At 71.4% G+C, this 24,355-nt stretch carries 25 protein-coding genes and 2 pseudogenes; 14 read left to right on the forward strand and 13 right to left on the reverse strand.

Annotated features, from left to right (window positions below; all coding sequences use genetic code 11):
* Nucleotides 1-51: 51 nt before the first annotated feature.
* Nucleotides 52-957 carry a universal stress protein gene (locus ACX25U_RS40775; RefSeq protein ID WP_454387634.1) on the reverse strand — a complete coding sequence of 302 codons (906 nt, stop codon included), beginning with the start codon at nucleotides 955-957 and terminating at the stop codon, nucleotides 52-54.
* Nucleotides 958-1,174: 217 nt separating this feature from the next.
* Between ACX25U_RS40775 and ACX25U_RS40780 the strand changes: the two genes are divergently transcribed.
* Together ACX25U_RS40780 and ACX25U_RS40785 are read left to right on the forward strand one after the other, a co-directional pair.
* Entirely contained in the window at nucleotides 1,175-1,831 is a 657-nt protein-coding gene (locus tag ACX25U_RS40780) for a CBS domain-containing protein (RefSeq protein ID WP_454387636.1), read from the forward strand.
* Nucleotides 1,832-1,955: 124 nt separating this feature from the next.
* A pseudogene (locus tag ACX25U_RS40785) lies at nucleotides 1,956-2,680 on the forward strand (response regulator).
* Between the two features lie 20 nt (nucleotides 2,681-2,700).
* On the opposite strand, the gene ACX25U_RS40790 reads toward ACX25U_RS40785, so the two are convergent.
* Nucleotides 2,701-3,567, reverse strand: coding sequence for a CBS domain-containing protein (locus ACX25U_RS40790; protein ID WP_454387638.1), 867 nt, complete (start codon nucleotides 3,565-3,567; stop codon nucleotides 2,701-2,703).
* On the opposite strand from ACX25U_RS40790, the gene ACX25U_RS40795 reads away from it, so the two are divergent.
* Entirely contained in the window at nucleotides 3,556-4,035 is a 480-nt protein-coding gene (locus ACX25U_RS40795) for a V-type ATP synthase subunit D (RefSeq protein WP_454387640.1), read from the forward strand. The two genes, ACX25U_RS40790 and ACX25U_RS40795, sit on opposite strands and share 12 nt — an antisense overlap.
* 127 nt (nucleotides 4,036-4,162) lie before the next feature.
* Here ACX25U_RS40795 and ACX25U_RS40800 read toward each other — a convergent pair whose 3' ends face one another.
* On the reverse strand, nucleotides 4,163-4,585 hold the full coding sequence (locus ACX25U_RS40800) for an Hsp20/alpha crystallin family protein (RefSeq protein WP_454387642.1): 423 nt from the start codon (nucleotides 4,583-4,585) through the stop codon (nucleotides 4,163-4,165).
* 173 nt (nucleotides 4,586-4,758) lie between these two features.
* Here ACX25U_RS40800 and ACX25U_RS40805 point away from each other — a divergent pair, with 173 nt between their 5' ends.
* Nucleotides 4,759-6,153 carry a nicotinate phosphoribosyltransferase gene (locus ACX25U_RS40805; RefSeq protein WP_454387644.1) on the forward strand — a complete coding sequence of 465 codons (1,395 nt, stop codon included), beginning with the start codon at nucleotides 4,759-4,761 and terminating at the stop codon, nucleotides 6,151-6,153.
* Nucleotides 6,154-6,229: 76 nt separating this feature from the next.
* Nucleotides 6,230-7,219, forward strand: coding sequence for an Acg family FMN-binding oxidoreductase (locus ACX25U_RS40810; RefSeq protein WP_454387646.1), 990 nt, complete (start codon nucleotides 6,230-6,232; stop codon nucleotides 7,217-7,219).
* Between the two features lie 49 nt (nucleotides 7,220-7,268).
* Here the strand turns inward: ACX25U_RS40810 and ACX25U_RS40815 are convergent, their stop codons facing one another.
* Nucleotides 7,269-8,477: an RNA-guided endonuclease InsQ/TnpB family protein gene (locus ACX25U_RS40815; protein WP_454387648.1), complete on the reverse strand. Its 1,209-nt coding sequence runs from the start codon at nucleotides 8,475-8,477 to the stop codon at nucleotides 7,269-7,271.
* A 182-nt stretch (nucleotides 8,478-8,659) separates the two neighbouring features.
* On the opposite strand from ACX25U_RS40815, the gene ACX25U_RS40820 reads away from it, so the two are divergent.
* The 5 genes and pseudogenes from ACX25U_RS40820 to ACX25U_RS40840 all read left to right on the forward strand — a co-directional run bounded on the left by ACX25U_RS40820 (nucleotide 8,660) and on the right by ACX25U_RS40840 (nucleotide 11,971).
* A complete protein-coding gene (locus tag ACX25U_RS40820; protein WP_454387650.1) occupies nucleotides 8,660-9,118 on the forward strand; it encodes a CBS domain-containing protein in 459 nt (152 codons plus the stop codon).
* Nucleotides 9,108-9,326 (forward strand): annotated as a pseudogene (locus tag ACX25U_RS40825) (hypothetical protein); the annotation flags it as partial. The gene ACX25U_RS40820 and the pseudogene ACX25U_RS40825, both read left to right, overlap by 11 nt.
* A 25-nt stretch (nucleotides 9,327-9,351) precedes the next feature.
* The gene (locus ACX25U_RS40830; RefSeq protein ID WP_454387652.1) at nucleotides 9,352-10,665 is read left to right on the forward strand and encodes a cation-translocating P-type ATPase; all 1,314 of its coding nucleotides are present in this window, start codon (nucleotides 9,352-9,354) and stop codon (nucleotides 10,663-10,665) included.
* Nucleotides 10,666-10,706: 41 nt separating this feature from the next.
* Entirely contained in the window at nucleotides 10,707-11,744 is a 1,038-nt protein-coding gene (locus tag ACX25U_RS40835; RefSeq protein ID WP_454387654.1) for an HAD-IC family P-type ATPase, read from the forward strand.
* Entirely contained in the window at nucleotides 11,666-11,971 is a 306-nt protein-coding gene (locus tag ACX25U_RS40840; RefSeq protein ID WP_454387656.1) for a TrkA C-terminal domain-containing protein, read from the forward strand. Before ACX25U_RS40835 ends, ACX25U_RS40840 begins: the two co-directional genes overlap by 79 nt.
* Nucleotides 11,972-12,001: 30 nt before the next feature.
* Here ACX25U_RS40840 and ACX25U_RS40845 read toward each other — a convergent pair whose 3' ends face one another.
* Both ACX25U_RS40845 and ACX25U_RS40850 read right to left on the reverse strand, forming a co-directional pair.
* The gene (locus ACX25U_RS40845) at nucleotides 12,002-12,445 is read right to left on the reverse strand and encodes a universal stress protein (protein WP_454387658.1); all 444 of its coding nucleotides are present in this window, start codon (nucleotides 12,443-12,445) and stop codon (nucleotides 12,002-12,004) included.
* A gap of 124 nt (nucleotides 12,446-12,569) precedes the next feature.
* A complete protein-coding gene (locus tag ACX25U_RS40850; RefSeq protein ID WP_454387660.1) occupies nucleotides 12,570-13,061 on the reverse strand; it encodes a hypothetical protein in 492 nt (163 codons plus the stop codon).
* Nucleotides 13,062-13,411: 350 nt separating this feature from the next.
* Between ACX25U_RS40850 and ACX25U_RS40855 the strand changes: the two genes are divergently transcribed.
* The gene (locus ACX25U_RS40855; RefSeq protein WP_454387662.1) at nucleotides 13,412-13,624 is read left to right on the forward strand and encodes a hypothetical protein; all 213 of its coding nucleotides are present in this window, start codon (nucleotides 13,412-13,414) and stop codon (nucleotides 13,622-13,624) included.
* A gap of 65 nt (nucleotides 13,625-13,689) precedes the next feature.
* Here the strand turns inward: ACX25U_RS40855 and ACX25U_RS40860 are convergent, their stop codons facing one another.
* The 7 genes from ACX25U_RS40860 to ACX25U_RS40890 form a co-directional block, all read right to left on the reverse strand.
* On the reverse strand, nucleotides 13,690-14,565 hold the full coding sequence (locus tag ACX25U_RS40860; protein ID WP_454387664.1) for a universal stress protein: 876 nt from the start codon (nucleotides 14,563-14,565) through the stop codon (nucleotides 13,690-13,692).
* A gap of 122 nt (nucleotides 14,566-14,687) precedes the next feature.
* On the reverse strand, nucleotides 14,688-15,167 hold the full coding sequence (locus tag ACX25U_RS40865; protein ID WP_454387666.1) for a hydrogenase maturation protease: 480 nt from the start codon (nucleotides 15,165-15,167) through the stop codon (nucleotides 14,688-14,690).
* A complete protein-coding gene (locus ACX25U_RS40870) occupies nucleotides 15,164-16,507 on the reverse strand; it encodes a Ni/Fe hydrogenase subunit alpha (protein WP_454387668.1) in 1,344 nt (447 codons plus the stop codon). Before ACX25U_RS40870 ends, ACX25U_RS40865 begins: the two co-directional genes overlap by 4 nt.
* Nucleotides 16,508-16,531: 24 nt before the next feature.
* On the reverse strand, nucleotides 16,532-17,380 hold the full coding sequence (locus tag ACX25U_RS40875; RefSeq protein WP_454387670.1) for an NADH-quinone oxidoreductase subunit B family protein: 849 nt from the start codon (nucleotides 17,378-17,380) through the stop codon (nucleotides 16,532-16,534).
* Between the two features lies 1 nt (nucleotide 17,381).
* On the reverse strand, nucleotides 17,382-18,200 hold the full coding sequence (locus ACX25U_RS40880) for an FAD/NAD(P)-binding protein (RefSeq protein WP_454387672.1): 819 nt from the start codon (nucleotides 18,198-18,200) through the stop codon (nucleotides 17,382-17,384).
* A 61-nt stretch (nucleotides 18,201-18,261) separates the two neighbouring features.
* Complete coding sequence (locus ACX25U_RS40885; protein ID WP_454387674.1) at nucleotides 18,262-19,446, reverse strand: 4Fe-4S dicluster domain-containing protein; 1,185 nt, start codon at nucleotides 19,444-19,446, stop codon at nucleotides 18,262-18,264.
* 50 nt (nucleotides 19,447-19,496) lie between these two features.
* Nucleotides 19,497-20,231: a hypothetical protein gene (locus ACX25U_RS40890; protein WP_454387676.1), complete on the reverse strand. Its 735-nt coding sequence runs from the start codon at nucleotides 20,229-20,231 to the stop codon at nucleotides 19,497-19,499.
* Between the two features lie 193 nt (nucleotides 20,232-20,424).
* On the opposite strand from ACX25U_RS40890, the gene acsA reads away from it, so the two are divergent.
* Genes acsA through ACX25U_RS40905 form a run of 3 tightly spaced genes read left to right on the forward strand, consistent with a single transcriptional unit; the run spans nucleotide 20,425 to nucleotide 24,355 of the window.
* A complete protein-coding gene (acsA, locus tag ACX25U_RS40895) occupies nucleotides 20,425-22,257 on the forward strand; it encodes an acetate--CoA ligase (protein WP_454387678.1) in 1,833 nt (610 codons plus the stop codon).
* Nucleotides 22,254-23,279 carry a pyruvate dehydrogenase (acetyl-transferring) E1 component subunit alpha gene (gene pdhA / locus ACX25U_RS40900; RefSeq protein WP_454387680.1) on the forward strand — a complete coding sequence of 342 codons (1,026 nt, stop codon included), beginning with the start codon at nucleotides 22,254-22,256 and terminating at the stop codon, nucleotides 23,277-23,279. The genes acsA and pdhA overlap by 4 nt, the downstream gene beginning before the upstream one ends.
* Nucleotides 23,276-24,355, forward strand: coding sequence for an alpha-ketoacid dehydrogenase subunit beta (locus tag ACX25U_RS40905; RefSeq protein WP_454387682.1), 1,080 nt, complete (start codon nucleotides 23,276-23,278; stop codon nucleotides 24,353-24,355). Before pdhA ends, ACX25U_RS40905 begins: the two co-directional genes overlap by 4 nt.

The raw sequence follows: 24,355 nt of genomic DNA on the forward strand, positions 1-24,355 counted from the left end.
CGCAGGTGGAGGATGAGGCGGGGTTCAAGGTTTCTCCTCCTCGGGGGCGGGTCAGCTGTGCGCGATGACCGCGACGGGGGCGGCGATGTGGTGAAGGGCGGAGTGGGTGACATGGCCGATGTGGGCACCGAACGAGCCGGTGCGGATGCGCCGGCCGACAACCGCCAGGGAGGCGTCACGGGAATCGTTGACGAGGACCTGTGCAGCGCTGCCGCACCGGCTCGCCTCGATCACCTCGACGTCCGGGAACTTCTGCCGCCAGGGACGCAGCACCTTGCTCAAGAGGGGGGCCTGCCCGCGTTCGAGTGAGTCGTAGAGTTCGGCGTCACCGGAGAAGCGGTAGAAGGAGGTCGGCGGCTCGGGCCAGGCGTGGACGACCCGCAGGGGGGCTTTCCGGCGTGCGGCGGCGTCGAAGGCGAACTCCAGCAGCGTGTCGTCCGGATGATCGATGTCGAGGCCGAGCACGACGGGCTGGAAGGGGGCAGCAGCGGACGGCACGCCTGCCGGACCCATCTTGTGCTCGTCAGCGGCCTGTTCTCCCGCCCGCACCAGCACCACCGGACGCTCGGCGCGGGCCACGACGGCCAGACTGACCGAGCCGACCATGAACCCGCCGGGCCCGCCGAGGCTCCGTGAGCCCAGCACCAGCAGTTCGGCGAAGCCCGCCGCCTCGCAAAGGACGTCGGCCACGGTCCCCGTGAGCTGCTCGGTGGTCACCTCGATGCCCGGATGACGAAGCCGGATGCCGTCCGCGGACTCGTGTGCCATCCGCTCGGCCCAGTGCTGGTAACTCTCGAGGTCCAGCAGCGGGGTCCGAGCCACGTACCTGGGCGCCGGCTCCCGGACATGCACGATCTTCAGGGGCAGGCCACGCAGCAGCGCTTCGCGCGCCGCCCACTCGGCCGCGGCCCGGCTCTCGGGCGAGTCGTCGAGACCCACGGTGACGGTTCGGGACATGGCCTCCACCTCCCGGGTTGAGGGTTCCGATACCAGCGTGACGCTGCGGTGTTGTCGGGGTCAGGGGCCACACGACCCCATCGGGGGCCGACCACCCCTCTGCCGCGTGGAAGCCGGGCGGCCCGTCCGAGGGCCGGGCGGCCCCTGGCCCGTCCCCGGCCTCCCGGCACACCCTGGAAGGAGCCGGACACCCCATCGAGGCCCTTACGGAGTCACCATGTACGGCACCCCGCGCATCGTCAGCGATGTCATGACCCACACGGTCGTCGCCGTCGGCCCTCGGGCCCCCTTCAAGGAGATCGTGCAGCTGATGCAGGACTGGCAGGTCAGCGCCCTGCCCGTGATCGAGGGCGAGGGCCGGGTGGTCGGTGTGGTCTCCGAGGCCGACCTGCTGCCCAAGGAGGAACTCCGGGACGACTCCGATGCGGGCTATCTCCAGCTGCGTCAGCCCGTCGACGTGGCGAAGGCCGGCGCCCTCACCGCAGGAGAACTCATGTCCTCCCCCGCCGTCACGGTCCGGGCCGACGCCACCCTCGCCGAGGCCGCGCGCGCCATGGCGCACGAGGGGATCAAAAGGCTGCCGGTGGTGGACGACGCCGGTCTGCTGGCGGGCGTCGTCAGCCGGGCCGACCTGCTCAAGGTCTTCCTGCGCGGGGACGAGGACATCGCCGAGGAGGTGCGGCGCGAGGTCGCGTCGTACCTCTTCCCGCCACCGTCGTCGGCCGTGCAGGTGGACGTGCACGACGGTGTCGTGACGCTCACCGGCCGGATCCGTGACACCGCCCTCGTCCCCGTCGCCGCACGGCTGGTCAGGGCCGTCGGAGGGGTGGTGGACGTGGAGTTCGACCTCGCGCACGACAGCACGACGCGATAGCCGGGGGGAATACCGCCACGGGGTGACTGGGCCGGTCGGCCCTGGTGCAACCGGCACCGGCAGGTGACGATCGACCTCTAGGACAGTCGGCAGTCTGTCATCGTCCGCAGAACGTGGAATCGCCATGACCGGGACACGCACCTTCAGCGAGCAGGACCCGATCCGCGTGTTCCTGCTCGACGACCACGAGGTCGTACGACGCGATCTGGCCGACCTCCTCGACGCCGAACCGGACATCTCCGTGGTCGGCGACGCGGACACCGCCGACCACGCGCTCGTCCGGGCCCCGCCCTGCGCCCGCACGTCGCCGTCCTCGACGTCCGCCTGTCCGACGGCGACGGCGTTTCGGTCTGCCGGGAACTGCGCGATCGGATGCCGGAGCCGGCGTGCCTGATGCTGACCTCGTTCGACGACGAGGAAGCCCTGCCGGACGCCATCATGGCCGACGCGTCCGGATACGTCCTGAAGCAGATCAAGGGCTCGGGCCTGGTGTCGGCGGTGCGCACCGTCGCCTCGGGACAGTCGATACTGGACCCGGCGACGACCGCCCGGCTCATGCGTTCCCTGCGAACGGACCCGGCCGAGGTCCCGTCGTTGCCGCCCGAGCTGGCCGGCCTGTCGCCCCGGGAACGGGACATCCTGGCGCTGATCGGTGACGGTCTGGCCAACCGCGAGATCGGCGAGAAGCTCTACCTGTCGGAGAAGACCGTCAAGAACCACGTCTCACGACTGCCGGCCAAACTCGGGGTACAGCGCCGGGTCCAGGCAGCGATCCTCGCCTCTCACCTGGACCAGCACGAATCCGACCCGCACGATGCACACCACACCATGGACCACGCTCCCCGATGATCCGATGACGGTGGCCGGGGTCAGGCGGTGGTGAGCAGGTTCTTCACCTCGACGACGTCGGCGATCTCCTCGACCTCGGCCACCAGCCGGACCATCGTCGCCGAGGGCAGCCGCCCGGTCAGCTCCACGATGCCGTCGTGCACGGTCACGTCCACGGTCTCCCGGTCTGCTGGTGAACAGCAGGCTTCGATCGTGACCTGCACCTCCGCCTGAATGCCGACATCGTCCCTGATCAGTGCCTGCAGCAGCGCGTCACGGCGCACGACGCCCACCAGACGGCCCTTGCGATCGGTGACGGGCATTCGCTTCAACCGGGACAGAGCAGCGAGCCAGGCAGCCTCGGCAACCGTCGCGCCGGGCAGCACCGTGATCGCAGGGCTTGTCATCAGGTCGGCGGCCGTCTCACCACGGGCCTTGCCGTGCATTCGGCGCTCGCGCAGCCTGCCGATGCGTCCGGGCCGGTGGCCGGAGGCCTCGAAGGCGGCCTTCGCCAGCAGATCGGACTCCGAGACAACGCCGACCACATGGTCCTCGGCGTCCACGACCGGGAGCGCGCCCGCCTGCTCACGTGCCAGCAAGCGGGCGATGTCGCGATATGGCAGGTCTTCGCAGAGGGAGGCGGCGGGCACGTCCATCACGTCCTGCACCAAAGGCGCCCCGGGTTCGGGGAGTGCCGGCCGCGGCGTAGGCGTGGGGGCCAACGGTGCCTGCTCCTCAGTGTCCGAGTGCTTGGCCGCAGTGCCCGAGTGCTTGGCCGCGGCCGTGGCCACTGCACCAAGGTAGCGGAGCAGCATGTCCTGCCGTGTCGTTTCGTCGGGGCTCCTGGGGCGGGAGGGCACATCCCGCCGGGCCTCGGCCTCTGCGCGGAAGTTCTCGTGCGCGTTCATGGCGGCCTCCTGACTCCGTCGAGTTGTCCACCGTCCCAGTCTTTCGCTTTCCCTGCCCGTGCCAAGAGCCGAACGGCCCTGCGGGAGAGGCTGGCCGACGCGGAAACCTGGCTGCTGCGCGGGGTGTTGCTCGGCGGCGAACGCGCGCTGGCCGAGGCGGCGCCCGCGGACCGGGCGCGCGTCGGCGTCCAGTGGGCCGCCCTGATGGGCGTACGCCACCCGGCAGCGGTGGACTGGACAGACCCCTGTACGCTCCCCGGCGGAACCGACACCTCCCACACCGCCCTCGCTCGCGCCGAGACGGCCTGTCGTGCCGCGGTCCGCGCCGCGGCGGAGCTCGCCGTCCACCAGGCAGCCGCCGGACCGCTGGCCGCAGAAGCCGAACGGACGCGGCAGCGGGTCCGGGCCCCACGCCGGCACTGGATTCCTCGGCTGCAGGACGAACTGGCCGCGGTGGAGCCGGCGTAGGAGGAGGCCGAACATGAAGAAGCGGTACGACGCCGCTGGGCCGCCACCCGCACCGACCAATGACACCCTGCGCAAGGCGCGCCGACGGCGGGCCCGAGTGGGGCCCGCCGTACATCGTCCGCTGCTGTCACTTGCCGTGCTGGATCTCCACGTGCTTCGCCTCCGCCTTCGCGGCGCCCAGGCTCGCGCTGACGGTCAGCATGCCGTCGGTGTAGTCGGCCTTGACGCCGTCCTCTTCGGCGCCCGGCGGCAGCGACACGCTGCGGCTCGTCGCGCCGTACCGGATCTCGCTGTGATCCTTCGTGACGTCCTTCTCGGTGCGTTCGGCCTGGACCGTCAGCACTCCGTCACTGATGAAGACGTCGATGTCCTCGGGCGACATGCCCAAAAGCTCCGCCCGCATCACGTAGCGGCCGTCCTCCGTGTAGTCCTCGATCCGGATCGTGTACAGGTCACCCATCGTGGGCATCGCGAACCGGGCCGGAAGGTTCTCGAACCAGTCCGGCCTCTCCGGGAACGCGAACCTCTGCTTGCGTGTCGGTGTGGCCATCGGCCGTAATTCCTCGGCTGCTGTCCCGTCTGCGGACACCTCCGGTTCAGCGCGCAGAAATCCGTGTCGCTGAGGCCGAACAGCCCATGCGCGGGGGTCCTGAGGTCCCTTTCGTCCTGCGCGGTCGTGGTCAGACTGGAACCAAGGGACCACGACACTCGGCGGCGCTCACCATGTCCGACATCACCACCACCGACCTCTACGAAGTGACCATGGCCATGTCCTATCTCCAGGAGGACATGCGGGCCCCGGCCACCTTCAGCCTCTTCGTCCGCGACCTTCCGCCCGGCCGGGGTTTCCTGGTTGCCGCGGGCCTGGAGTCCGCCCTGGGCTTCCTGGCCGACTACCGCGTGGAGCGGGAGGATGTCGAGGAGTTCGCGACCGCCCTGCACCGCCGGGTACGAGACCTCGAACCGCTCCTCGCCCTCTCCTTCGAGGGCGAAGTGCGTGCGGTTCCGGAGGGCCATGTGGTGTTCGCCGGTGAGCCGTTGCTGGAGGTGACCGCCCCGCTGCCGCAGGCACAGCTCGTCGAGACGTACCTGCTGAACCAGCTCTGCCACCAGACGGTGGTGGCGTCCAAGGCGGCGCGCTGCGTCCTGGCCGCAGCAGGCAGGCCGGTCGTGGACTTCTCGCTGCGCCGCACGCATGGCCCGTGGGCGGGGCTGCAGGCTGCCCGGTTGGGCGCCCTGGTGGGCTTCGCCGGCACGAGCAATGTCGCCGCTGCCGCCTCCCTGGGCATCCCTGCCTCGGGCACCATGGCGCATTCCTACATCGAGGCCTTCCCCAGCGAGGAGGAGGCGTTCCGCGCCTTTGCGCACTGCCACCCCGGTCCGGTCACCTTCCTCGTCGACACCTACGACACCGAGGAGGGCGTGCGTGTCGCCGCCCGGGTCCTGACCGATCTGCGGCTCGGCCCTGGCTGCGCGATCCGCCTGGACAGCGGCGACCTCGACACCCTCTCGCGGCGGGCACGCGCCCTTCTGGACGCCGCCGGCCTGGCCGACGTACGGATCGTGGCCAGCGGCGGACTCGACGAATACGGCGTGGACCGGCTGGTACGCGCCGGTGCCCCGATCGATGTATACGCGGTGGGCACGCGGGTGGGCGTGGCTGCGGACGCCCCGTATCTGGACGCCGCGTACAAGCTCGTCGAGTATGACGGCCATCCCGTGATGAAGCTGTCCTCGGCAAAAGTCACGGCCCCGGGCCGCAAGCAGGTCTTCCGCCGGGCCGGACGGCCGGACGTCATCGCCCTGGCGCTGGAAGAACCGCCGGACTCCGCACAGCCGCTACTGCGCACGGTCATGCGGGGTGGGCGGCGGACGTGGTCGCCGGACCACTGGCAGGACGCGCGCAGGCGATTCCGCGAGGACATCGCCGGTCTGCCCGGATCGGCACGCCGGATCGAGAATCCCGAGCCGGTCCCGCCGGTCCGGTCCCAGGCTCTTGAACAGCTGACCGCCTCAGTGCGCGCCGGCATCGAAGCCCGCCTGGGCCCGGGGCATCGCGCCGCACCCCCGGACACGGCTGTTCCCCGCCCCTCCGCGTTCTCGGCCCACACGCAGTGACCGGTCCCGGTGCAGCGGAGGGTCGGCAGGCCCGCCGTGGGGACCAATGGCCCCTGCGGCACGAAGGGAAACCACCGTGACTGCACAACCCTCTGAGGTGAACACCGTCAAGGCGCTCGTTGCGGACGCCGCCGCGGCGCCCTCGCTGCACAACGCGCAGCCCTGGACCTTCCGCTATCTGCGGGACATCGGCGTCCTGCGTCTGTACGCCGACCTGGAGCGCACGCTCCCGCACACCGACCCCGAGAATCGCGGCCTGCACATGGGGTGCGGCGCCGCGCTGCTCAACCTGCGCGTGGCCGCCGCGGCGGCGGGGCTGGCGCCGGCCGTCCGGTTGCTGCCCGACCCCACATGCCCGCAGTTCCTCGCCGAGGTGCATCTGCGCGGCACGGGGCCACCCGACGGGGCGCTCGCCCGGCTGGGCCCTGCGATCCGTCGCCGTCACTCCAGCCGACTTCCCTTCCGCGACGAAGCAATCCCCGCCGCCGTGCGGGAGGGGCTGTACGAAGCGGCCCGCGCCGAGGACGCGCAGCTGTTGTTCCCCGGCGCCTGGCACATGCAGTCGATCCTGGAGTTGGCGCGGGACGCCGAGGGCAGGGAGGCACTCGACCCGCAAGTGCGCGGGGAAACGACGCAGTGGACGCACACAGAGCCGTCAGGTACCGCTGGGGCGGACGATGGCATCCCCGGCGAGGCGTTCGGTCCTCGCCGACGCGGTACCTCAGCCCCCGTGCGTGACTTCGCCGTCGGGCGGCCGATGCCCGGGCGCGGCTGGGCGCCCTTCGAGAAGAACCCGACCATCGCCCTGCTGGGCACGGCCCGCGACGAGCCTGTGGACTGGCTCCGTGCCGGTCAGGCACTGGAGCGGGTCCTGCTCCGGGCCACCACGGACGGGCTGGTCGCCTCGGTCACCTCCCAGCCCCTGGAGTGGCCGGAACTCCGGTGGGCCGTCCGCGACCCCGTCTCGGCCATGGGGCACGTCCAGATGGTGATCCGGCTCGGCTACGGCCCCGAAGGCCCCGCGAGCCCACGGCGGCCGGTGGCCGATCTGCTCGACGTCCTCTGACCCGGCCCCATCGGAGAGCGAGGAGTAGTCGCTTGGCTTCCTCCCCCGCCTAAGGGCGGGGGATTCCAGCGGTCGCCCGCTGGGTTTCCTGCTTCGCCGACGACCGCCCCGTCCGGGAGGACTCCCGTTGAGGTCTTACACCGTCTCCACAGGCGGATGCCGCCAGCCCGGCGGCCAGGATGTTGCGTGCCGCGTTCACGTCGCGGTCGTGCACGGTGCCGCACTCGCACGTCCACTCGCGGACGTTCAGCGGCAGTTTCTCGCGGACCGTGCCGCAGTTACCGCACAGCTTGCTGCTGGGGAACCAGCGGTCGATCACGACGAGTTCGCGCCCGTACCAGGCGCACTTGTACTCCAGCATGATGCGGAGGTCCGTCCAGGCCGCGTCCGAGATGGCGCGTGCGAGCCTGCCGTTCTTCAGCAGGTTGCGGACGGTGAGGTCCTCGATCACGACCGTTTGGTTCTCACGGACGAGCCGAGTGGTGAGCTGGTGGAGAAAGTCCCGGCGCCGATCGGCGATCCGCGCGTGGACGCGGGCCACCTTGCGGCGGGCCTTGGCCCGGTTGGCGGAGCCCTTCGCCTTGCGGGACAGCTCCCGTTGCGCCTTCGCCAGGCGGGCGCGGTCGCGGCGCTCGTGCTTCGGGTTGGCGATCTTCTCGCCGGTCGACAGGGTCACCAGGGACGTGATGCCCGCGTCCAGGCCGACCGCCCCGTCCGTGGCGGGGGCCGGGGCGACGGTGTCCTCGCAGAGCATCGAGACGAACCAGCGCCCCGCGCTGTCGCGGGAGACGGTCACCGTCGTGGGCTGCGCACCCTCCGGGAGGGGGCGCGACCAGCGGATGTCCAGGGGCTCGGCCATCTTCGCCAGCGTCAGCTTCCCGTCGCGCCACGTGAAGGCGCTGCGGGTGTACTCGGCCGACGCGCGGGACTTCTTCCGGCTCTTGAACCGCGGGTACTGGGCCCGCTTGGCGAAGAAGTTGGCGAACGCGGCCTGAAGGTGGCGGAGCGCCTGCTGGAGCGGGACGGAGGACACCTCCGCGAGGAAGGCGAGCTCCTCGGTCTTCTTCCACCGCGTCAGCGCGGCGGACGACTGCACGTAGGAGATGCGGCGCTGCTCGCCGTACCAGGCACGGGTGCGCTCCTGAAGCGCCTGGTTGTACACGAGGCGGACGCAGCCGAACGTGCGGGACAGCTCCGCTGCCTGCTCGTCCGTGGGGTAGAAGCGGTATTTGAATGCCCGCTTGACCTGCTGCGCCATTCCTCACATTCTACCAACTCCCGTATGAGTCAAGGGCGTCGACCGGTGGCCGGCAGACGCCGAATCGCCCCGGCGGCGATTCGGCTTTCCCTGACCTGCTCCGCAGGAGTCCGTTTCTCCCCCGCAAGCGGGAGGTACCCCCACCCCGGCCTGAAGGCCGGGGTATCCACGGAGGAATTCCGATGAAGGTCTCCGAGGTGATGACCGCCCCTCCGGTGTGCGTGGCACCCCACGTCCGGCTGATCGAGGTGACCCGACGGATGGTCGAGTGCGCCGTCGGGTCCGTCCTCGTGGTCGAGGACGGAGCACTGCACGGCATAGTCACCGACCGCGACCTCGCCGTACGCGGCATGGGCGGCGGCATGGACACGAACGCCCGGGTGGACGCGATCATGTCGCCACACGTCGTCACGGTCGAAGCCACCGACGACCTCCAGGTGGCCTACCGGACATTCCGTCGCACAGGGGTCCGCCGACTTCCGGTCCTGGACGCAGGCCGGGTGGTCGGCGTGCTGACGATCGACGACCTGTTTCTCGACGTCTTCCGGCGGCTCGCCGACCTGCTGGGTCCGGTCACCTGGAGCATCCTTCAGGAGCCGCCAGGGCCTCCTTCGGAGCCTGGAACCCCGCATGAGCCCTGAATCGGCTCGGCAGGGGACGGCCGCTCTCCGCAGGGGCGGTCCACCGACGGACGTCACGGCGACGGCGCCACCCCCAGACCAGCAGGAGGCCTCCACACCCTCCATCCCCGCTGTTCCGGTCCCCGACGTCTTCGCCGCCATGGGGAGCTCCCCTCGCGGTCTCAGGTCGGCCGAGACCGCCACACGACTGAACCGCTACGGCCCCAACGAGCTGCCCGGCATGGGCCACGGCCATGTGTGGCCGTCGACTGGTCGCACAGTTCACCGACCTTTTCGCGGTCGTCCTGCTCGTCTCCTCGACGGTCACGTTTCTCGCGTACGTGCTGGGGCAGCCCCGGGATCCAGCCACCCTCCAGCTGGCCTTGGCGATCCTCGGTGTGGTGCTGCTGAACGCCGGCATCGGTTTCGCACAGGAGTACTCCGCCGAGCGCACGGCGGAGTCCCTGCAGGCGATGGTGCCGCACGCCTGCCGCGTGCTGCGCGACGGGGAGCGGCGGGAGCTGCCCGTGCGGGATCTGGTGCCGGGCGACGTGGTGATTCTGGAGGCCGGGGATGCGGTGCCGGCCGACTGCCGGCTGGTCGAGGCCCAGGAAGCCGCCGTCAACAACGCCGCACTCACCGGCGAGAGCAATCCCGTCGCGCGGGTTGCGGAACCCGTCCCGTCGGGGCCGCCGCTGGAGGCGCGCGACTGCGTCTTCATGGGCACCGACCTGGTCGCGGGCGCGGGAAAGGCCGTCGTGTTCGCCACGGGTACGGCCACCGAGTTCGGGCGGATCTTCCGGCTCACCGCCGCCGCCCCGAGGCAGAAGACCCCGCTGCAACGCCAGGTCGCCGTCATGGCCCGCCGGGTCGCGGGTGTCGCACTCGCGACGGGAGCAATCCTGTTCGCGGTGCGCGTGCCCAGCGGGCAGCCGGTCGACACGTTCGTCTTCTCGCTGGGCGTGATGGTCGCTCTCGTGCCGGAGGGACTGCCGGCCACGCTCTCCGTGTCCCTGGCGATCGGTGTCCGCCGCATGGCCCGTCGGCACGCGCTCGTCAAGCAGTTGCTCGCGGTGGAGGCACTGGGTTCGACCAGCGTGATCTGCACCGACAAGACGGGCACCCTCACCCAGGCCGAGATGACCGTCGTACAGCTGTGGGCGGACGGTGTGTCGCACGCCGTGACCGGGGTGGGGTATGCGCCGGTCGGCGAGATGACCGACGCCGGGCCCGTACGGGGACTGCTGCGGGCGGCGGCTCTGTGCAGCAACACCCGGCTGGTGCCGCCGACCGGGCGGGACCAGTGGCGGGTGTTGGGAGACACCACCGAGGGGGCCCTGCTGGTGGCCGCTCTGAAAGCCGGTCTGGATCTGGCGGAGGAGGAGGCCCTGACGCCTCGGGTGGCGGAGTATCCCTTCGACTCCGCACGTAAGCTGATGAGCACCGCGCACCGCGCACCGTGCACCGCGACAGCGACGGCACGTACCTCGCGTATGTCAAAGGCGCACCGCTTGAGCTGCTTGCCCGCTGTGACGCCATCGACCGGGGTGGCACGCGGACACCACTGACGGACGCCGCCCGCACCCAAGTGGCGGCGGCCGCGGACGGCATGGCCGGACAGGGCCTGCGCGTACTGGCGGTCGCCCGGCGGCGGGTCGCCGGTCCTCGACCGCCACTGGGGGATGTCGAGTCGGAGCTGACGCTGCTGGGGCTCGCCGGGATGTACGACCCGTCCCGGCCGGAGGTCCGGGACGCAGTGGACGCGTGCCGACGGGCCGGCATCCGCATCGTCATGGTCACAGGCGACCACCCCCTGACCGCGGAAGCTGTCGCCCGCCGTGTCGGCATCGTGCGCCAGACGATCCCGACCGTGGCGACCGGCACCCAGTTGGACGGGCTGGACGCCAGCGGCCTGGACGCTCTGCTGGCAGGCTCCACCGAACTGCTGCTGTGCCGGGTCGGTCCCGAGCACAAGATGCGGGTGGTCACGGCGCTGCAACGGCTCGGCGAGGTCGTCGCCGTCACCGGCGACGGGGCCAACGACGCCCCGGCCCTCAAGCACGCCGACATCGGCGTCGCCATGGGCGCCTCCGGCACCGACGTCGCCCGCGAGGCCGCCGTGATGGTGCTGCTCGACGACTCCTTCGCCTCCATCACCACCGCGGTCGGACCGGGCCGCTCGGTCTACCGGAACATCCGCAAGTTCCTGATCTACCTCTTCAGCCACAACATCGCCGAACTCGTGCCGATCCTCGCGGCGACCTTCGCCGGGTTCCCGCTGGTGCCGATCACGGCCGTACAGATCCTCGCCATCGACCTCGGCTCGGACGTGCTGCCCGCCCTGGCGCTCGGCGCGGAACCGATGGAGCCCGACGTCATGAACAGCCCACCACGGCCCCGTCGGGAGCGGCTCTTCTCGACGGCTGTCATGGGCCGCATCCTCTTCCTCGGTGGCATCCAGGCCCTCGGCGTGTGCGCCGTCTTCTTCTGGCACATCCACGCCTCCCGCGCGTCAACGAGGCGGAGAACGCCTGGCTCTTCGACCAGCGGTGGGGCGTGGACGTGGACGTGCCCGCGGCCACCCCGCTGGTCTCCCTCATCGAGGAGGCCACCGGTGCCACGGACACGGTGGCGCTGCTGCGGCTGAGCAGGGCGGGCGTCGAGGTCATCGAGACCGCGATCACCGAACGGTCCCGGGCCGCGGGGCGCACACTCGGCGAGATCACCCTGCCCGTCGGCACCGTGGTCGCCACCGTCGTACGCGACGGCCGGCCCACGGTCCCCAGCCCCGAGATGCGGCTGCTCCCCGGCGACGAGCTCCTGCTCGTGTCGCACGAGGCGACCGAGCAGGAGATCCACGCGGCCTTCCAGTGAGCCGGGTCCGGCCCCGCCAGGGGCCTCGGATCACTGCTTCTCGGAGCGCACGATCACGACCGGGCAGCTCGCATGCTGCGACACATGCTGGCTGACGGAGCCGAGCAGGGCACGCGCGAACCCGCCCCTGCCCCGGCTGCCGACGACCAGGACATCAGCTCCTTCGGCGGCCCGCAGCAGAACGTCCGCAGGGTTGCCGTGCACCACATGGGTTCGAACCGAGCCCGCAGCGTCCGCACCAAGCACGTCGGTCAGCTCCTGGCTCATCTTCTGCCGGATCTCGTCCTCATCAACGTCCATGTCCACGGCGGGCGCCGACCAGCCGTACAGTCCCGGCAGCTCCCACACCGCGACCGCGTCCACGGTGCCGCCGACCAGGCCGGCGTAGCGCACGGCCCAGCGCAGGGCCTCGTACGAGGACTGCGACCCGTCGACACCGACCACCACCCGGCTCTCGGAAGCATCCTTGTCCATGCGTCCCACCTCTCCTTCGACCTGTGTCCACCGGGCCGGTCCGCCTCTGTTCTCCACGCTGCGGGACCCGTCGCCACACCGCCAGAGATGAGCATCCGGCGGCATGACGGACGTCGGCGCACGGTCAGCGCCCGTAGCGCGTCACCCATCCGGGTTCCACGCATTCCCACTCGCGGTTCCACTGGGCCATGCGGCGACGGCTGATGCCTCTGCCCACGGCCCGCCACACGCCGTAGGCGGTGGCCACGCCGGCCGTTGTCGCGAAGTCCCACCCCTCGGGCGGCGTGGCGATGGCCCCGCGGGCGTCGAGCCACACGGTCGCGGTGTCTCGCCGGTGCAGCCAGGCCCGCACCGGCGCGACGCCCGTATGGCTGCCTTCCCGGTCGCTCCAGCGCTCCAGCGCGTGGAAACCGGACTGCGCGCCCGGGCTGCCACCGGCCGACCAAGCGTCTATCAGCAGGCGCACGGTGACGGGGTGCAGTCGTGCCGACTGCACTTGCCGTACATGCGTGCAGTGGCTGTACACCACCTGTCCGGCGCCCCACGCCGCCAGCGGCAGAACCGCCGGGGCGACGGCCGTCAGGACGATGCGGAGCCTGCGTTCCAGCCGGTCCACCGGCCGCTCCAGGGGGCTCCGAGCGCCTTCGGGCCCGCGCGAGGGTTTCTTACCGGGCGGACCGGAGGCGGGCCGGTGACCGGGAGTCCGAGGTGTCCGCATGGCACGGCCCTCCGCTCTGGAGCCGTCGCCTCTGTGTGCCCTTTCACTGTCCCCCGTCAATGACCCGCCCGGTATGGGTCCCACGGTCCCCATAAGTGCCGTTCAGCCCCACCCAGCCGGGTGTCCATGAAGTGATGCCGGGGTGTGTCGCCAACGACCGTCTCGGCATGGTGACAGGCTCAACCGACGAGAGTCGAATGGTTGTTGCAGAGAGTGCCAAGGCGACGGAACCCGGAAGGGAGGGGACGATGAACCAGCGCGGCCAAGCCGATGCGCGGGCCGAGCGCCCCTGCTGCGGTGCCCCGTTGCGATCGGCCGGAAAGGCTCGCCGACGGCCCGCGCAGCCGGCCGCCGGCTCCGTCCGCTCGCGTGCTCGCAGCGCGGACGACGACCGGATGCTGCTGCCCGACGGCACCTGGCGGCGGGTCGAAACCATCCGGGTCCGGAGTCTGTTCGGCTGAGAGCGTGGCGCAGACCGCGCCGCCCCACGCTCTCGGCCCTGAGCCCGCGGTATGCCTCAAAGCACTCACTGTCGTTCGGGCACGACCGCGACCGGACACCGAGCATGGTGCAGGAGCGCGTGGCTCACGCAGCCGAGCTGAAATCCGAAGTGCCCCGTTCGGCGCCGTGCCCCGACGATCACGAGATCCGCGGCCGCCGACCGGTCCACGAGGATTTTGCCGGCTGGTCCCTCAAGCGTCGCCGGGCGCGTCCGGACGTGCGGATACTCGCCGATCGCGGCCTTGAGCCGAGCGTCGACAACGGCGGGGGCGCGCGCTTCGTACGTGTCCGCCGGTCCTTCGGCCGGTACCCGGCCGCCGTGCCTGTCGTAAGCGGGCCTGCGCCAGGCATGCACCACGTCCAGGACGCAACCCCACACCTCGGCCTCTCGGAAGGCGAACCGCACGGCCTCCGCGCTCGTGCCGGCTTCGCCGAGGCCGAGCAGGATCCGCTCACGCATGCCCGCCAGGCCCGTCCGATCGCCCCGGACCACGACCACCGGGCAGTGCGCCCGGGCGGAGACGGTCAGACCGACCGATCCGAGAAGCAGCCCCCTGAGCTCGCCACGACCACGTGAACCCGTCACCAGCGCGAAGGCCTCGTCGCCCTCACGTACGAGAGCGTCCACCGCGTCCTCCGGGATGATGTCGGTGGTGACCTTCACGTCCGGGTTGCGCCGTCCGGCGCGATCGGCCGCCGAGTCCACGATGTGCTCGGCCGGCACCTGCTCGGAGGGGCGCCCCGGGCCCACCGAAGGAAGGCCGGCCTCATAGCGCTCCCAGAGGGAGGCGTACACCAGCCTGAGCGGAAGGCCGTGGCGGGCGGCTTCGTCCACGGCCCAGTCGACCGCCGGCAGACACGAGTCCGATCCGTCGACGCCCACCACCAGAGGAAGTGTCATTGTCCCCACCGCCTTTCATGGGGCCGCCTGCCGTGCAGCGCATGGGGGTGACCTTCACCGTCGCACCCCTGCGGCCGGGGTCGCGAGGGCGTTTCGGCCCGTGCCGGGGGACCTTCGGCCCCCTACCACCCGTGGTTTCGCTCGTGTGCCTGTCGCACAGAAGCGGCGACCCGGTCGATCAATTCGGGGAGCGCCGACCGCACCGCTTCGCTCAGGCGCGCGCCGAGCTCGACGTCGGTCACCTCCATGGCGTGTACCACGAGCCTCGGCGGCAGTTGGTCGAGGGCCTCCGCCAGGGCGAGGCACTCCCCGAGGCCGAGCGCATGGGTACTCGCCGTACCCGCTGTTCGGGCGGCCGCGTCCGCCGCCGTGAGGGTGTGCAGCTCCCCTGGCCGGGCCGGCCGTGCCCGGAGAGCTTCCACCACGACCACCGTGTCCGCGCCGCGCCACAGGTCGAGCATGCGCGCGGGTTCACCGTCGCTGGCCATCAAGACGGTTCCGTCGGGAACACGGCCCCGCAAGGCCTCCACCGCTGCCGGGCCGACCCCGTCGTCACCGCGCAGGGGATTGCCCACACCGATCACCACGACCCGGCCGCTCATGGGCGTTCCACGGTCACGTCGAGGAAGTGGGTGGCGCAGGAGATGCAGGGATCGTGGTTGCGGATGGCCCGTTCGCACAAGTGGGTGAGCTCCTCGTCGTCAGCGGCGGGACCGGTGTCCAGGCGCGCCTGGACCGCTCTGCGCACGTCCTCCTCGATGGCCATCTGGTTCTGGGCCGTGGGCGGAACGATGCGGGCCTCGGTGAGCGTGCCGTCCGCCGTGAGGGCGTAGCGGTGGTACAGCAGCCCCCGGGGCGCCTCGGTGGCGCCGGCACCGACACCCTCGCGCGGCGGGACCTCGACGGCCGGCCGGGGAGGTCGTTCGTATCCGTCGATGATCCGCAGGGCTTCCTCGATGGCCTGTACCACTTCCACGGCGCGTACGACGATGCTCCGGAAGGGGTTGTCGCAGACGGCGCCGGTCACCGGGTCGCCCAGCCCGGCGTCCCGCGCCGCCTCGGCGGCCACGGGGTGCAGCCACCGGCCGTTGATCGCATAGCGGGCCAGCGGGCCGGTCAGGTAGCGGCGGCCGTCAAGAGTGGCCGTCAGGGCGGTGGAGTGCGGTGCCTGCCCTTCCTCGACGTGCTGTTCGAAGTCGGGCAGGGAAAAGTCGCGCAGCGCCGGCCCCTGGCCATGAGCGGCCATGACCGCCGGTGTTCCGGAATCGATGGCGTAGCGGCCGGGGTCACGCAGTGCGAACAGGTCGTGGTCGCACACGGCGTCGGGAAAGTCGAACGCCGCCACCCAGCGGACGGTCTCCAGTGCATCCTCCCGGGCCTGCCGCAGCCGCTCCGCCAGTGGCCGGAGTTCGTCCGGTGCCGGCGTCCGGTAGAAACCGCCGACCCGGACGTTGACCGGGTGGATCGGGCGGCCGCCGAGCTGCTGGAGGATCGCGTTGCCTGTCTGCTTGGTCCTCAGACCGCGTTCGACGGCGGCTCGCTGGGCGCGGGCGAGTTCCACGACGTCCGCACGCCCGAGGAAGTCCGGGGCGTGCAGCAGGTAGATGTGCAGGGTGTGGCTCTCGATCCACTCGCCGCAGTACAGCAGGCGGCGCAGTTCCGCGAGACCGCCGTCCACCGTGACACCGCAGGCGTTCTCGATCGCCTGGCATGCGCTCATCTGGTAGGCGACCGGGCAGATGCCGCAGATGCGAGCGGTGATGTCCGGGGGCTCGGTATGGCCTCGGCCGATCAGGAAGGCCTCGAAGAAGCGCGGCGGTTCGTAGATGCGCAGCCGCGTCTCGGTGACTGTGCCGCCGTCCACACGCAGGTGGAGGGCGGCCTCGCCTTCCACCCTGGCCAGCGCGTCCAGTCGCAGGACGCGGGTTCCGCGATGGTTCATGCGGGCCTTTCCGGGCGGGGTCCGTCAGGCCGGAGGGCTGTGCTGCTCCTCGGCCGTGAGGTCTGGTACGGGGGCATATTCCGGCGACGCGGCGTTGAAGGTGCGGAAGACACGCCGGATGTCCTGCTCGCTCATCCCGTCGCGGCGCAACTGGGCGACCATGGAGCGCAGGTTGGGCTTGCTCGACGGTCCGAAGCAGCCGTAGCAGCCGCGGCCGTAGGCGGGGCAGATGGCACCGCACCCCGCATGCGTGACCGGGCCCAGACAGGGGGTGCCGTGGGCGACGGTGATGCAGGTGGTGCCGCGCCTCTTGCACTCGAAGCAGACGCTGTGGCTCGGGATCCGGGGTTTGCGACCGGCCAGGTGGGCGGTGATGACTTCGAGGAGCTGGCGGCGGTCGATGGGGCACCCGCGCAGTTCGAAGTCGACCGGAACGTGGGCCGAGATCGGTGTCGAGGTCTCCAGCGTGGCGATGTACTCCGGCCGGGCGTAGACCGCGGCGATGAACTCGTCGACGTCGGCGAAGTTGCGCAGTGCCTGGATGCCGCCGGCGGTGGCACAGGCTCCGATGGTCACCAGGTACCGGGAGATGCGGCGGACGTGCTGGATCCGCTCGGCGTCCTCGGCAGTGGTGATCGACCCTTCGACCAGGGAGAGGTCGTACGGCCCCCGGCCCCCCGGCCGCGCGCGGTCCCCGTCGGTGCCCTCGGCGGGGGTCATCTCCAGGAAGTGGTCGATGCGTACGCGCTCGGTGAGGCCGAGGAGTTCGTCCTCGCAGTCGAGGAGGGTCAGTTGGCAGCCGTCGCAGGAGGCGAACTTCCACACGGCGAGCGTCGGCCGTGGGTCGGTGGCCGATCCGGATTCGGTGACCATGTCACAACTCCCTTACGAGGAGCAGGTGTGCCACACGGTCGTAGCCGACGACCGGCCCGTCCCGGCACAGCAGGAGCGGGCCGAGCTGGCAGTGGCCGCAGTGGCCGGTGGCGCAGTGCATGTTGCGTTCCAAGGACACCTGGACGCGATGCGGGACCAGTCCCCGGGCCACGAGGTCGCGTGCGGTGTGACGCATCATCACCTCGGGCCCGCACACCAGCGCGCAGGTCCGTTCGGGGCGTAGATCGAGGCGGTCCAGGAGCGTGGTGACCACACCCACCGCGCCCTGCCAGCCCGGACCGGGCCGGTCGACGGTCACCATCACCCGGGCCTGACTGCGCCAGCTCTCGATCTCGTCCCGGTAGACCAGATCGGCAGGGGTACGAGCACCGACCAGGACCGCGAGCCGACCGTACCCGGTCGGCCGGCCCAAGACCTCGTGTACGACCGGCCGCAACGGAGCCAGCCCAATGCCTCCGGCGACCACCAGTACGTCGTGGCCCGCTGCCGCCTCGAGGTCCCAGCCCGTGCCGTACGGCCCGCTGAGTCCGACGCTGTCACCAGGGCGCAGCCGGTACAGCGCGGTCGAGACCGCACCCACCGCGCGCACGGTGTGCACGAGACCCCCGTGGCGGCCGCGCAGTGCGCTGGCGGAGACGGGCACCTCACCGACCCCGAAGGCGTAGATCATCGCGAACTGCCCCGGCGAGAAGGGCGCGAGTCCTTCTCCGGCCGGTACCAGCTCGATCGACCGGGTGTCGCCGGTCTCGGCCCAAGTGTCGGCGACCCGGTACGGCAACGGGGGCGCCACGGTGCTCATGGTGACCCGCTTCCCGGCAGCCGTTCGGCCGCAGGAGAGTCCGGGCACGCGGGAAGCCCGGTCACGGCGCCGCCTCCTCCGATGCCGGTGTTCCAGACCGTGTCCAGTCGTGCAGAGCGGCGGCTTCCTCGGTGATGTCGATACCGACCGGGCACCATACGATGCAGCGTCCGCAGCCCACGCAGCCGGACGAGCCGAACTGGTCGTACCAGGTGCCGAGTTTGTGGGTCATCCACTGCCGGTAGCGGCTGCGCGAGGAGGCACGGACCGGGCCGCCGTGCAGGTGGGAGAAGTCCAGGTCGAAGCACGAGTCCCACAACCGCCACCGCTCCGCGTGGTCACCGGTGAGGTCCGTGACGTCCTCGGTGGTGGTGCAGAAGCAGGTGGGGCACACCATGGTGCAGTTGCCGCAGGTCAGGCACCGCCCGGCGACGTCGTCCCAGCGGGGCGCGTCGAGCGTTCCGGCCATCAGCTCCCGCAGATCGGCCTCGGGCATGGTCCGCCCCATGCGGTCCGCGGCGGCCGTGACGCCTGCGCGAGCCGTCTCCCGGGTTTCCGGGTCGGCCGGACGAGCGGGCAGCTCGGCCAGGATCTCCGCGCCCTCCTGACTGCCGCTGCGGACCCAGAAGCGGTGCCCGTCCTCGTCGATCACTTCGGTCATCACCAGGTCGTAGCCGGGACCGGCGGCGGGTCCGGTGCCCATCGAGACGCAGAAGCACGTGGCGCCGGGCTCCGTGCACTCGACCACGATCAGCAGTGCCCCGGAGCGTCGTCCCTGGTAAACGGGGTCGCGGTACGCCCCACCGGTCAGTACCCGGTCCTGGATGGCGATGGCCCGCAGATCGCAGGGGCGCACCCCCAGGAAGGCGTACCGAGAAGGTGCGGCCTGGTCGGCCGTGAGGACCAACTCGCCCTCCACCCGGTCGGCGCTCCACTCCCGCACCCGCGACGGATGCAGGAACGGTTTCCACGACTGGGGACCCGCCGCGTTCGCGAAGGCTGCGCCGTCCGAGCGCTCCCGCAGCCGGTACCGCCCCGCCTCCAGCTCCACGCCCCATCCGTAGGGCAACTCGTCGGCCGACCTCAGCTCCGCCAGCACGATGGCGCCGTCCCGCGCCGTGGGCCCTATGACGGTGAAACCGCGCCGGACCAGCACGTCCACGAGTGCGGTCATGCCGTCCTTGCCCATGACAAGCCCGTCGGAAGCGAGCGGCGGGGAGGCGTTCACGCCGGCGTAGGCACTCATGACCGGCCTCCTTCAGCACAGCGGACAGCACATGGGGCCGTGCCGTCCTTTCAGGCCCCGACCGAAGCATTTCCGGCCACGGCGGCCCGCCGATAGAGCCATGCGGGCAAGCGGGCAGGGTCATTGGTCCCCATGACCTCTGCCGAGCCGACGGCTGTGGCCCCAGTCGGGCGTCGTAGGCGCTCCACGACGTTCACCACAGTCTGCGATGCGGCGAGAGGAGGTACGTGTTCGCGGCCCCACTCCCCGAATTCAGGGGTCAGACCGGCGTCCATCGCTCGTAGACAGGGGCGGCCGATGTGCGCGTACACCAGGCGTCCGATCCGGTTCCGGGCCGCTTCAGCGCCGACTTCCCGCACGGGAGCGTGCCCGCCCACTCCGCCGCGGAAGCGGATGGGGCGGTCCCAGCACGAGGCCTCCGCGAACATCAGCTCCGCGTCCGCCGCCCAGGCCGGGAAGGTCCAGAACTCCGGTGCCCACACCATCGCACCCGTCCCTCCCCCGATCCGGTAACCGCACGTCGGATGAGAAGTGTGCGCGACCGGCGGCGCCCTGATGCGCAGCTCGCCCAGGTCCGCGTCCGTCATGCGCGGCACCAGCCCGCGCTCGGCGGCGAGACGCCGCAAGGCGGAGCGCAGCTCGGCCTGCTCGTCGGTGACGAGCCAGGCGTCCAGCCGGCCCTCCGGCGGCTCCGCCCCGGGGCCGCCGTCGAACGCGACCCGATGGCGGCCACAGGCGACCAGCAGACCGGCCGGTGCGAAGCGTGGCGACGCCATGGCGCCCACGCCCAGCAGTGTGAGCCGGAACCGACGCCCCGTACCCGTTCACCTCCCGGGAACCTGACTCGATCCATCGTCTCGGGCAAGCGACGCCGCCGCACCGGTGCCGTCCGGCCACGGACGGGGGCCCTTCGCCCCAGTGCGGGCGGGGCGGTCCGGGCGGATGATCGAAGCAGGCCCGAAGGAAGGAGGGGCCGGCATGCCATGGGAGACCATCCGGAAGGACATCCCGCTGCGCACCGCCCCCAATCTGCGCGACTACGACAAGGAGTGCGCGAGCTTCTCGTGGCAGGCGGCACGCAGCCGGCTGCAGGGGCTGACCGGCGGGCGGGGACTGAACATCGCGCACGAGGCCGTGGACCGGCACGCGGCATCGGACCGTGCGACAGCGGTCGCGCTGCGCTGTGTCGGGCGGGACGACTCCGTCACCTCGGTGACCTATGGGGATCTGGCCCGCTCGACGTCACGTTTCGCCAACGTGCTCCGCAGCCTCGGTATCGGGCGCGGCGACCGGGTGGTGACGCTGCTGGAGCGCTGTCCCGAGTTGTACACCGTGGTCCTCGGCACGCTGAAGAACACCAGTGTGCTGTGCCCGCTGTTCTCCGCCTTCGGACCGGACCCGGTGTTCCAGCGGATGACGCTGAGCGACGCGCGGGTGCTGGTCACCACGGCGGATTTGTACCGCAGGAAGGTCGCCGGGGGACGCCACGGCCTCGCCGCCCTGCGCCACGTACTGATCGTCGGCGACGGGGCGGACGACCTGCCCGGCACCCTGCCCCTCGCCGCGCTGATGGCCGACGCGGCCGACACCTTCGCGATCCCGCCGACCTCCCCGCACGACATGGCCCTGCTGCACTTCACGAGCGGCACGACGGGCATCCCCAAGGGCGCGGTGCACGTGCACGAGGCGGCCGTCGCCCACTTCATGACAGCGCTGTACGCCCTCGACCTACATGAGGACGACGTGTTCTGGTGCACCGCGGACCCGGGCTGGGTGACCGGGATGTCCTACGGGATCGTCGCACCGCTCATGCACGGCGTGACGGTCGTGGTGGACGAGGGCGACTACGACGCCCGCCGCTGGTACCGGACCCTCGCCGAACAGCGGGTGAGCGTCTGGTACACGGCGCCGACGGCTCTGCGCATGCTGATGCGGACGACGCCGAGGACGGGGCCGTACGACCTGCCCCGCTCGTTCGACCTGAGTGCGCTGCGGTTCATCGCGTCGGTCGGTGAGCCGCTCAACCCGGAGGCCGTGGTGTGGGGACGGGACGTGCTCGGACTGCCGGTGCACGACAACTGGTGGCAGACCGAAACCGGCGCCATCATGATCGCCAACTTCGCCGCCTGCGACATCCGCCCCGGCTCGATGGGACGCCCGCTGCCCGGTGTGGAGGCGGCGGTACTGCGACGCGGAGAGGACGGCCGGGCCGAGGTCTCCGACGGGCACGTCACCGTGCTGGAGGAGCCCGGCGTGGAGGGCGAGCTGGCGCTCCGGCCCGGCTGGCCGTCCATGTTCCGCGGCTATCTGCACGACGAGCCGCGTACTGCGGCGGCCTTCGCGGACGGCTGGTACCTCACCGGCGACCTGGTACGACGCGACGCAGACGGCTGGTACTGGTTCGTGGGCCGCGCCGACGACGTCATCAAATCGGCAGGACACCTCATCGGGCCGTTCGAGGTCGAGAGTGCCCTGATGGAACATCCGGCGGTCGCCGAGTCCGGGGTCATCGGCCGCCCCGATCCCGTGGCCGGGAACATCGTCAAGGCGTTCGTCGCGCTGCGGCCGGGCTTCGACGCGACCACCACGATGCGGCGGGAACTGCTGGCCTTCGCCAGGCGCCGACTGGGCCCGGCCGTGGCGCCCCGCGAGATCGCCTTCGACCAGCACCTGCCGCACACCCGCAGCGGCAAGGTCATGCGCCGCCTGCTGCGGGCCCGTGAGCTCGGCCTGCCCGAGGGCGACATCTCCACCCTGGAGGACTCCACCCCGGAAGCCTCCTCCACGGCGAGGACGGAGCGGTCCGCATGACCACCACCCGCACCCCGCGCACACCGCGGTCCGCGACCCGGCCGAACCGTCAAGTCGCGCACCGCCTGGCCCTGCTGGAGTCCATGCTGCGCGTCCGCCGGTTCGAGGAACGCTGTGTGGAGCTGTACAGCGCGGCACGTATCCGGGGTTTCATGCACCTCTACATCGGTGAGGAGGCCGTGGCCGTCGGCGTCAACGAGGCGCTCACGGACGACGACGCGGTCGTGTCGACGTACCGCGAACACGGGCACGCACTCGCCCGCGGGGTTCCGGCCGAGGCGATCATGGCCGAGATGTTCGGCAAGGTCACCGGCTGCAGCCGCGGCCGTGGCGGCTCGATGCACCTCTTCGACGCCGGCCGTCGCTTCTACGGCGGCAACGCGATCGTCGGCGGCGGGCTCCCGCTCGCGGCCGGCCTCGCCCTCGCCGACCGCATGACCGGCCGCAACCGCGTCACCTGCTGTTTCTTCGGCGACGGGGCCTTCGCCGAGGGCGAGTTCCACGAGACCGCGAACCTTGCCGCGCTCTGGCAACTGCCCCTGCTGCTGGTCTGCGAGAACAACCTGTACGCGATGGGCACTGCCCTGGCCCGTCACCAGGCCCAGACCGACCTCGCGCTGCGCGCGGCCGGGTACGGCATGGTCTCCTGGGCGGTCGACGGCATGGACGTCTTCGCCGTCGAGGACGCCGCCCGGCGGGCCGCCGAAGGGGTGCGTGCCGGTGGCGGGCCGCACTTCCTGGAGATGCGTACGTACCGCTTCCGCGCCCACTCCATGTACGACCCGGACCGTTACCGCGACAAGGCCGAGATCGAGCGCTGGAAGGAACGCGACCCGGTCGAGGGGCTCGCCCGGCAGCTGCGGGACGCGAAGGAGCTGACCGACAAGGCCCGCACGACCCTGGAGGACCGTCTGGCCGCCGAGATCGACGCGGTCGTGGAGGCGGCCGAGCAGGCTACGGAGGAGCCCGTCGAGGACCTGCTGAAGTACGTCACCAGCCCGGTGGAGGCGCCCCGGCCATGACCACGACCCACACCCCTACCGCCGAAGCCGCCGCGCCTTCCAACCGGAAGACGACCTATCGGGAGGCCATGCGCGAGGCCCTGCGCGAGGCGCTGCGCACCGACCAGCGTGTGTTCCTGATGGGCGAGGACGTCGGCCGGTACGGCGGCTGCTTCGGCGTCAGCCTCGGCCTGCTGGAGGAGTTCGGGCCTGAACGGATCCGCGACGCCCCGCTGTCCGAGTCGGCGTTCGTCGGCGCCGGCATCGGTGCGGCCCTGGCGGGCATGCGGCCGATCGTCGAGATCATGACGGTCAACTTCAGCCTGCTGGCCCTCGACCAGATCCTCAACAACGCGGCGACCCTGCTGCACATGTCGGGCGGCCAACTGCCCGTACCGATCGTGATCCGGATGACCACGGGCGCGGGACGGCAGCTCGCGGCCCAGCACTCGCACAGCCTGGAGGGCTGGTACGCGCACATCCCCGGACTGCGGGTCCTGGCCCCGGCGACCCTCACCGACGCCCGGTACATGCTGGCCCCCGCGCTCGCCGACCCCGACCCGGTACTGATCTTCGAGCACGGCAGCCTGTACAACGTCTCGGGCGGCCTGCCCGCCGACGCCGGGCCGGTCGACATCGGCCACGCGGCTGTTCGCCGGCCCGGTACGGACGTCTCCCTGATCACGTACGGCGGCTCCCTGCCCAAGGCACTGGCCGCCGCCGACGACCTCGCGAGCGACGGCATCAGCGCGGAGGTCGTCGACCTGCGCACCCTGCGCCCACTGGACGACGCCACCATCGGCGGCTCGGTGGCGCGCACGCACCGTGCCGTCGTGGTCGACGAGGGCTGGCGCACCGGCAGCCTCGCCGCGGAGATCTCGGCGCGTCTCACGGAACAGCACTTCTTCGACCTCGACGCCCCCGTCGAGCGTGTGTGCAGCGCCGAGGTGCCCATGCCGTACGCGCGCAGGCTGGAGGAGGCCGCGCTGCCCCAGGTGGGCGGAATCGTCGCCGCCGCGCAGCGCGCCGTCGGCGAGCCCGTGCCACTCGGATCCGACGGGGTGGAGCAGCGGCCGGTCACCGGGAGGTCGGGCTGA

It is taken from the genome of Streptomyces sp. JNUCC 63, assembly GCF_054366325.1.

Excerpts from the sequence above, each read along its gene's own strand:
- ACX25U_RS40845 (WP_454387658.1), bottom strand. The coding sequence starts at position 12,445 with ATGGACAAGGATGCTTCCGAGAGCCGGGTGGTGGTCGGTGTCGACGGG.
- ACX25U_RS40775 (WP_454387634.1), bottom strand. The coding sequence starts at position 957 with ATGTCCCGAACCGTCACCGTGGGTCTCGACGACTCGCCCGAGAGCCGG.
- ACX25U_RS40800 (WP_454387642.1), bottom strand. The coding sequence starts at position 4,585 with ATGGCCACACCGACACGCAAGCAGAGGTTCGCGTTCCCGGAGAGGCCG.
- ACX25U_RS40780 (WP_454387636.1), top strand. The coding sequence starts at position 1,175 with ATGTACGGCACCCCGCGCATCGTCAGCGATGTCATGACCCACACGGTC.
- ACX25U_RS40875 (WP_454387670.1), bottom strand. The coding sequence starts at position 17,380 with ATGGTCACCGAATCCGGATCGGCCACCGACCCACGGCCGACGCTCGCC.
- ACX25U_RS40830 (WP_454387652.1), top strand. The coding sequence starts at position 9,352 with ATGTGTGGCCGTCGACTGGTCGCACAGTTCACCGACCTTTTCGCGGTC.
- pdhA (WP_454387680.1), top strand. The coding sequence starts at position 22,254 with ATGACCACCACCCGCACCCCGCGCACACCGCGGTCCGCGACCCGGCCG.
- ACX25U_RS40790 (WP_454387638.1), bottom strand. The coding sequence starts at position 3,567 with ATGAACGCGCACGAGAACTTCCGCGCAGAGGCCGAGGCCCGGCGGGAT.
- ACX25U_RS40860 (WP_454387664.1), bottom strand. The coding sequence starts at position 14,565 with ATGACACTTCCTCTGGTGGTGGGCGTCGACGGATCGGACTCGTGTCTG.
- ACX25U_RS40885 (WP_454387674.1), bottom strand. The coding sequence starts at position 19,446 with ATGAGTGCCTACGCCGGCGTGAACGCCTCCCCGCCGCTCGCTTCCGAC.
- ACX25U_RS40865 (WP_454387666.1), bottom strand. The coding sequence starts at position 15,167 with ATGAGCGGCCGGGTCGTGGTGATCGGTGTGGGCAATCCCCTGCGCGGT.
- ACX25U_RS40835 (WP_454387654.1), top strand. The coding sequence starts at position 10,707 with ATGGCCGGACAGGGCCTGCGCGTACTGGCGGTCGCCCGGCGGCGGGTC.
- ACX25U_RS40880 (WP_454387672.1), bottom strand. The coding sequence starts at position 18,200 with ATGAGCACCGTGGCGCCCCCGTTGCCGTACCGGGTCGCCGACACTTGG.
- ACX25U_RS40905 (WP_454387682.1), top strand. The coding sequence starts at position 23,276 with ATGACCACGACCCACACCCCTACCGCCGAAGCCGCCGCGCCTTCCAAC.
- acsA (WP_454387678.1), top strand. The coding sequence starts at position 20,425 with ATGCCATGGGAGACCATCCGGAAGGACATCCCGCTGCGCACCGCCCCC.
- ACX25U_RS40820 (WP_454387650.1), top strand. The coding sequence starts at position 8,660 with ATGAAGGTCTCCGAGGTGATGACCGCCCCTCCGGTGTGCGTGGCACCC.
- ACX25U_RS40855 (WP_454387662.1), top strand. The coding sequence starts at position 13,412 with ATGAACCAGCGCGGCCAAGCCGATGCGCGGGCCGAGCGCCCCTGCTGC.
- ACX25U_RS40870 (WP_454387668.1), bottom strand. The coding sequence starts at position 16,507 with ATGAACCATCGCGGAACCCGCGTCCTGCGACTGGACGCGCTGGCCAGG.
- ACX25U_RS40815 (WP_454387648.1), bottom strand. The coding sequence starts at position 8,477 with ATGGCGCAGCAGGTCAAGCGGGCATTCAAATACCGCTTCTACCCCACG.
- ACX25U_RS40805 (WP_454387644.1), top strand. The coding sequence starts at position 4,759 with ATGTCCGACATCACCACCACCGACCTCTACGAAGTGACCATGGCCATG.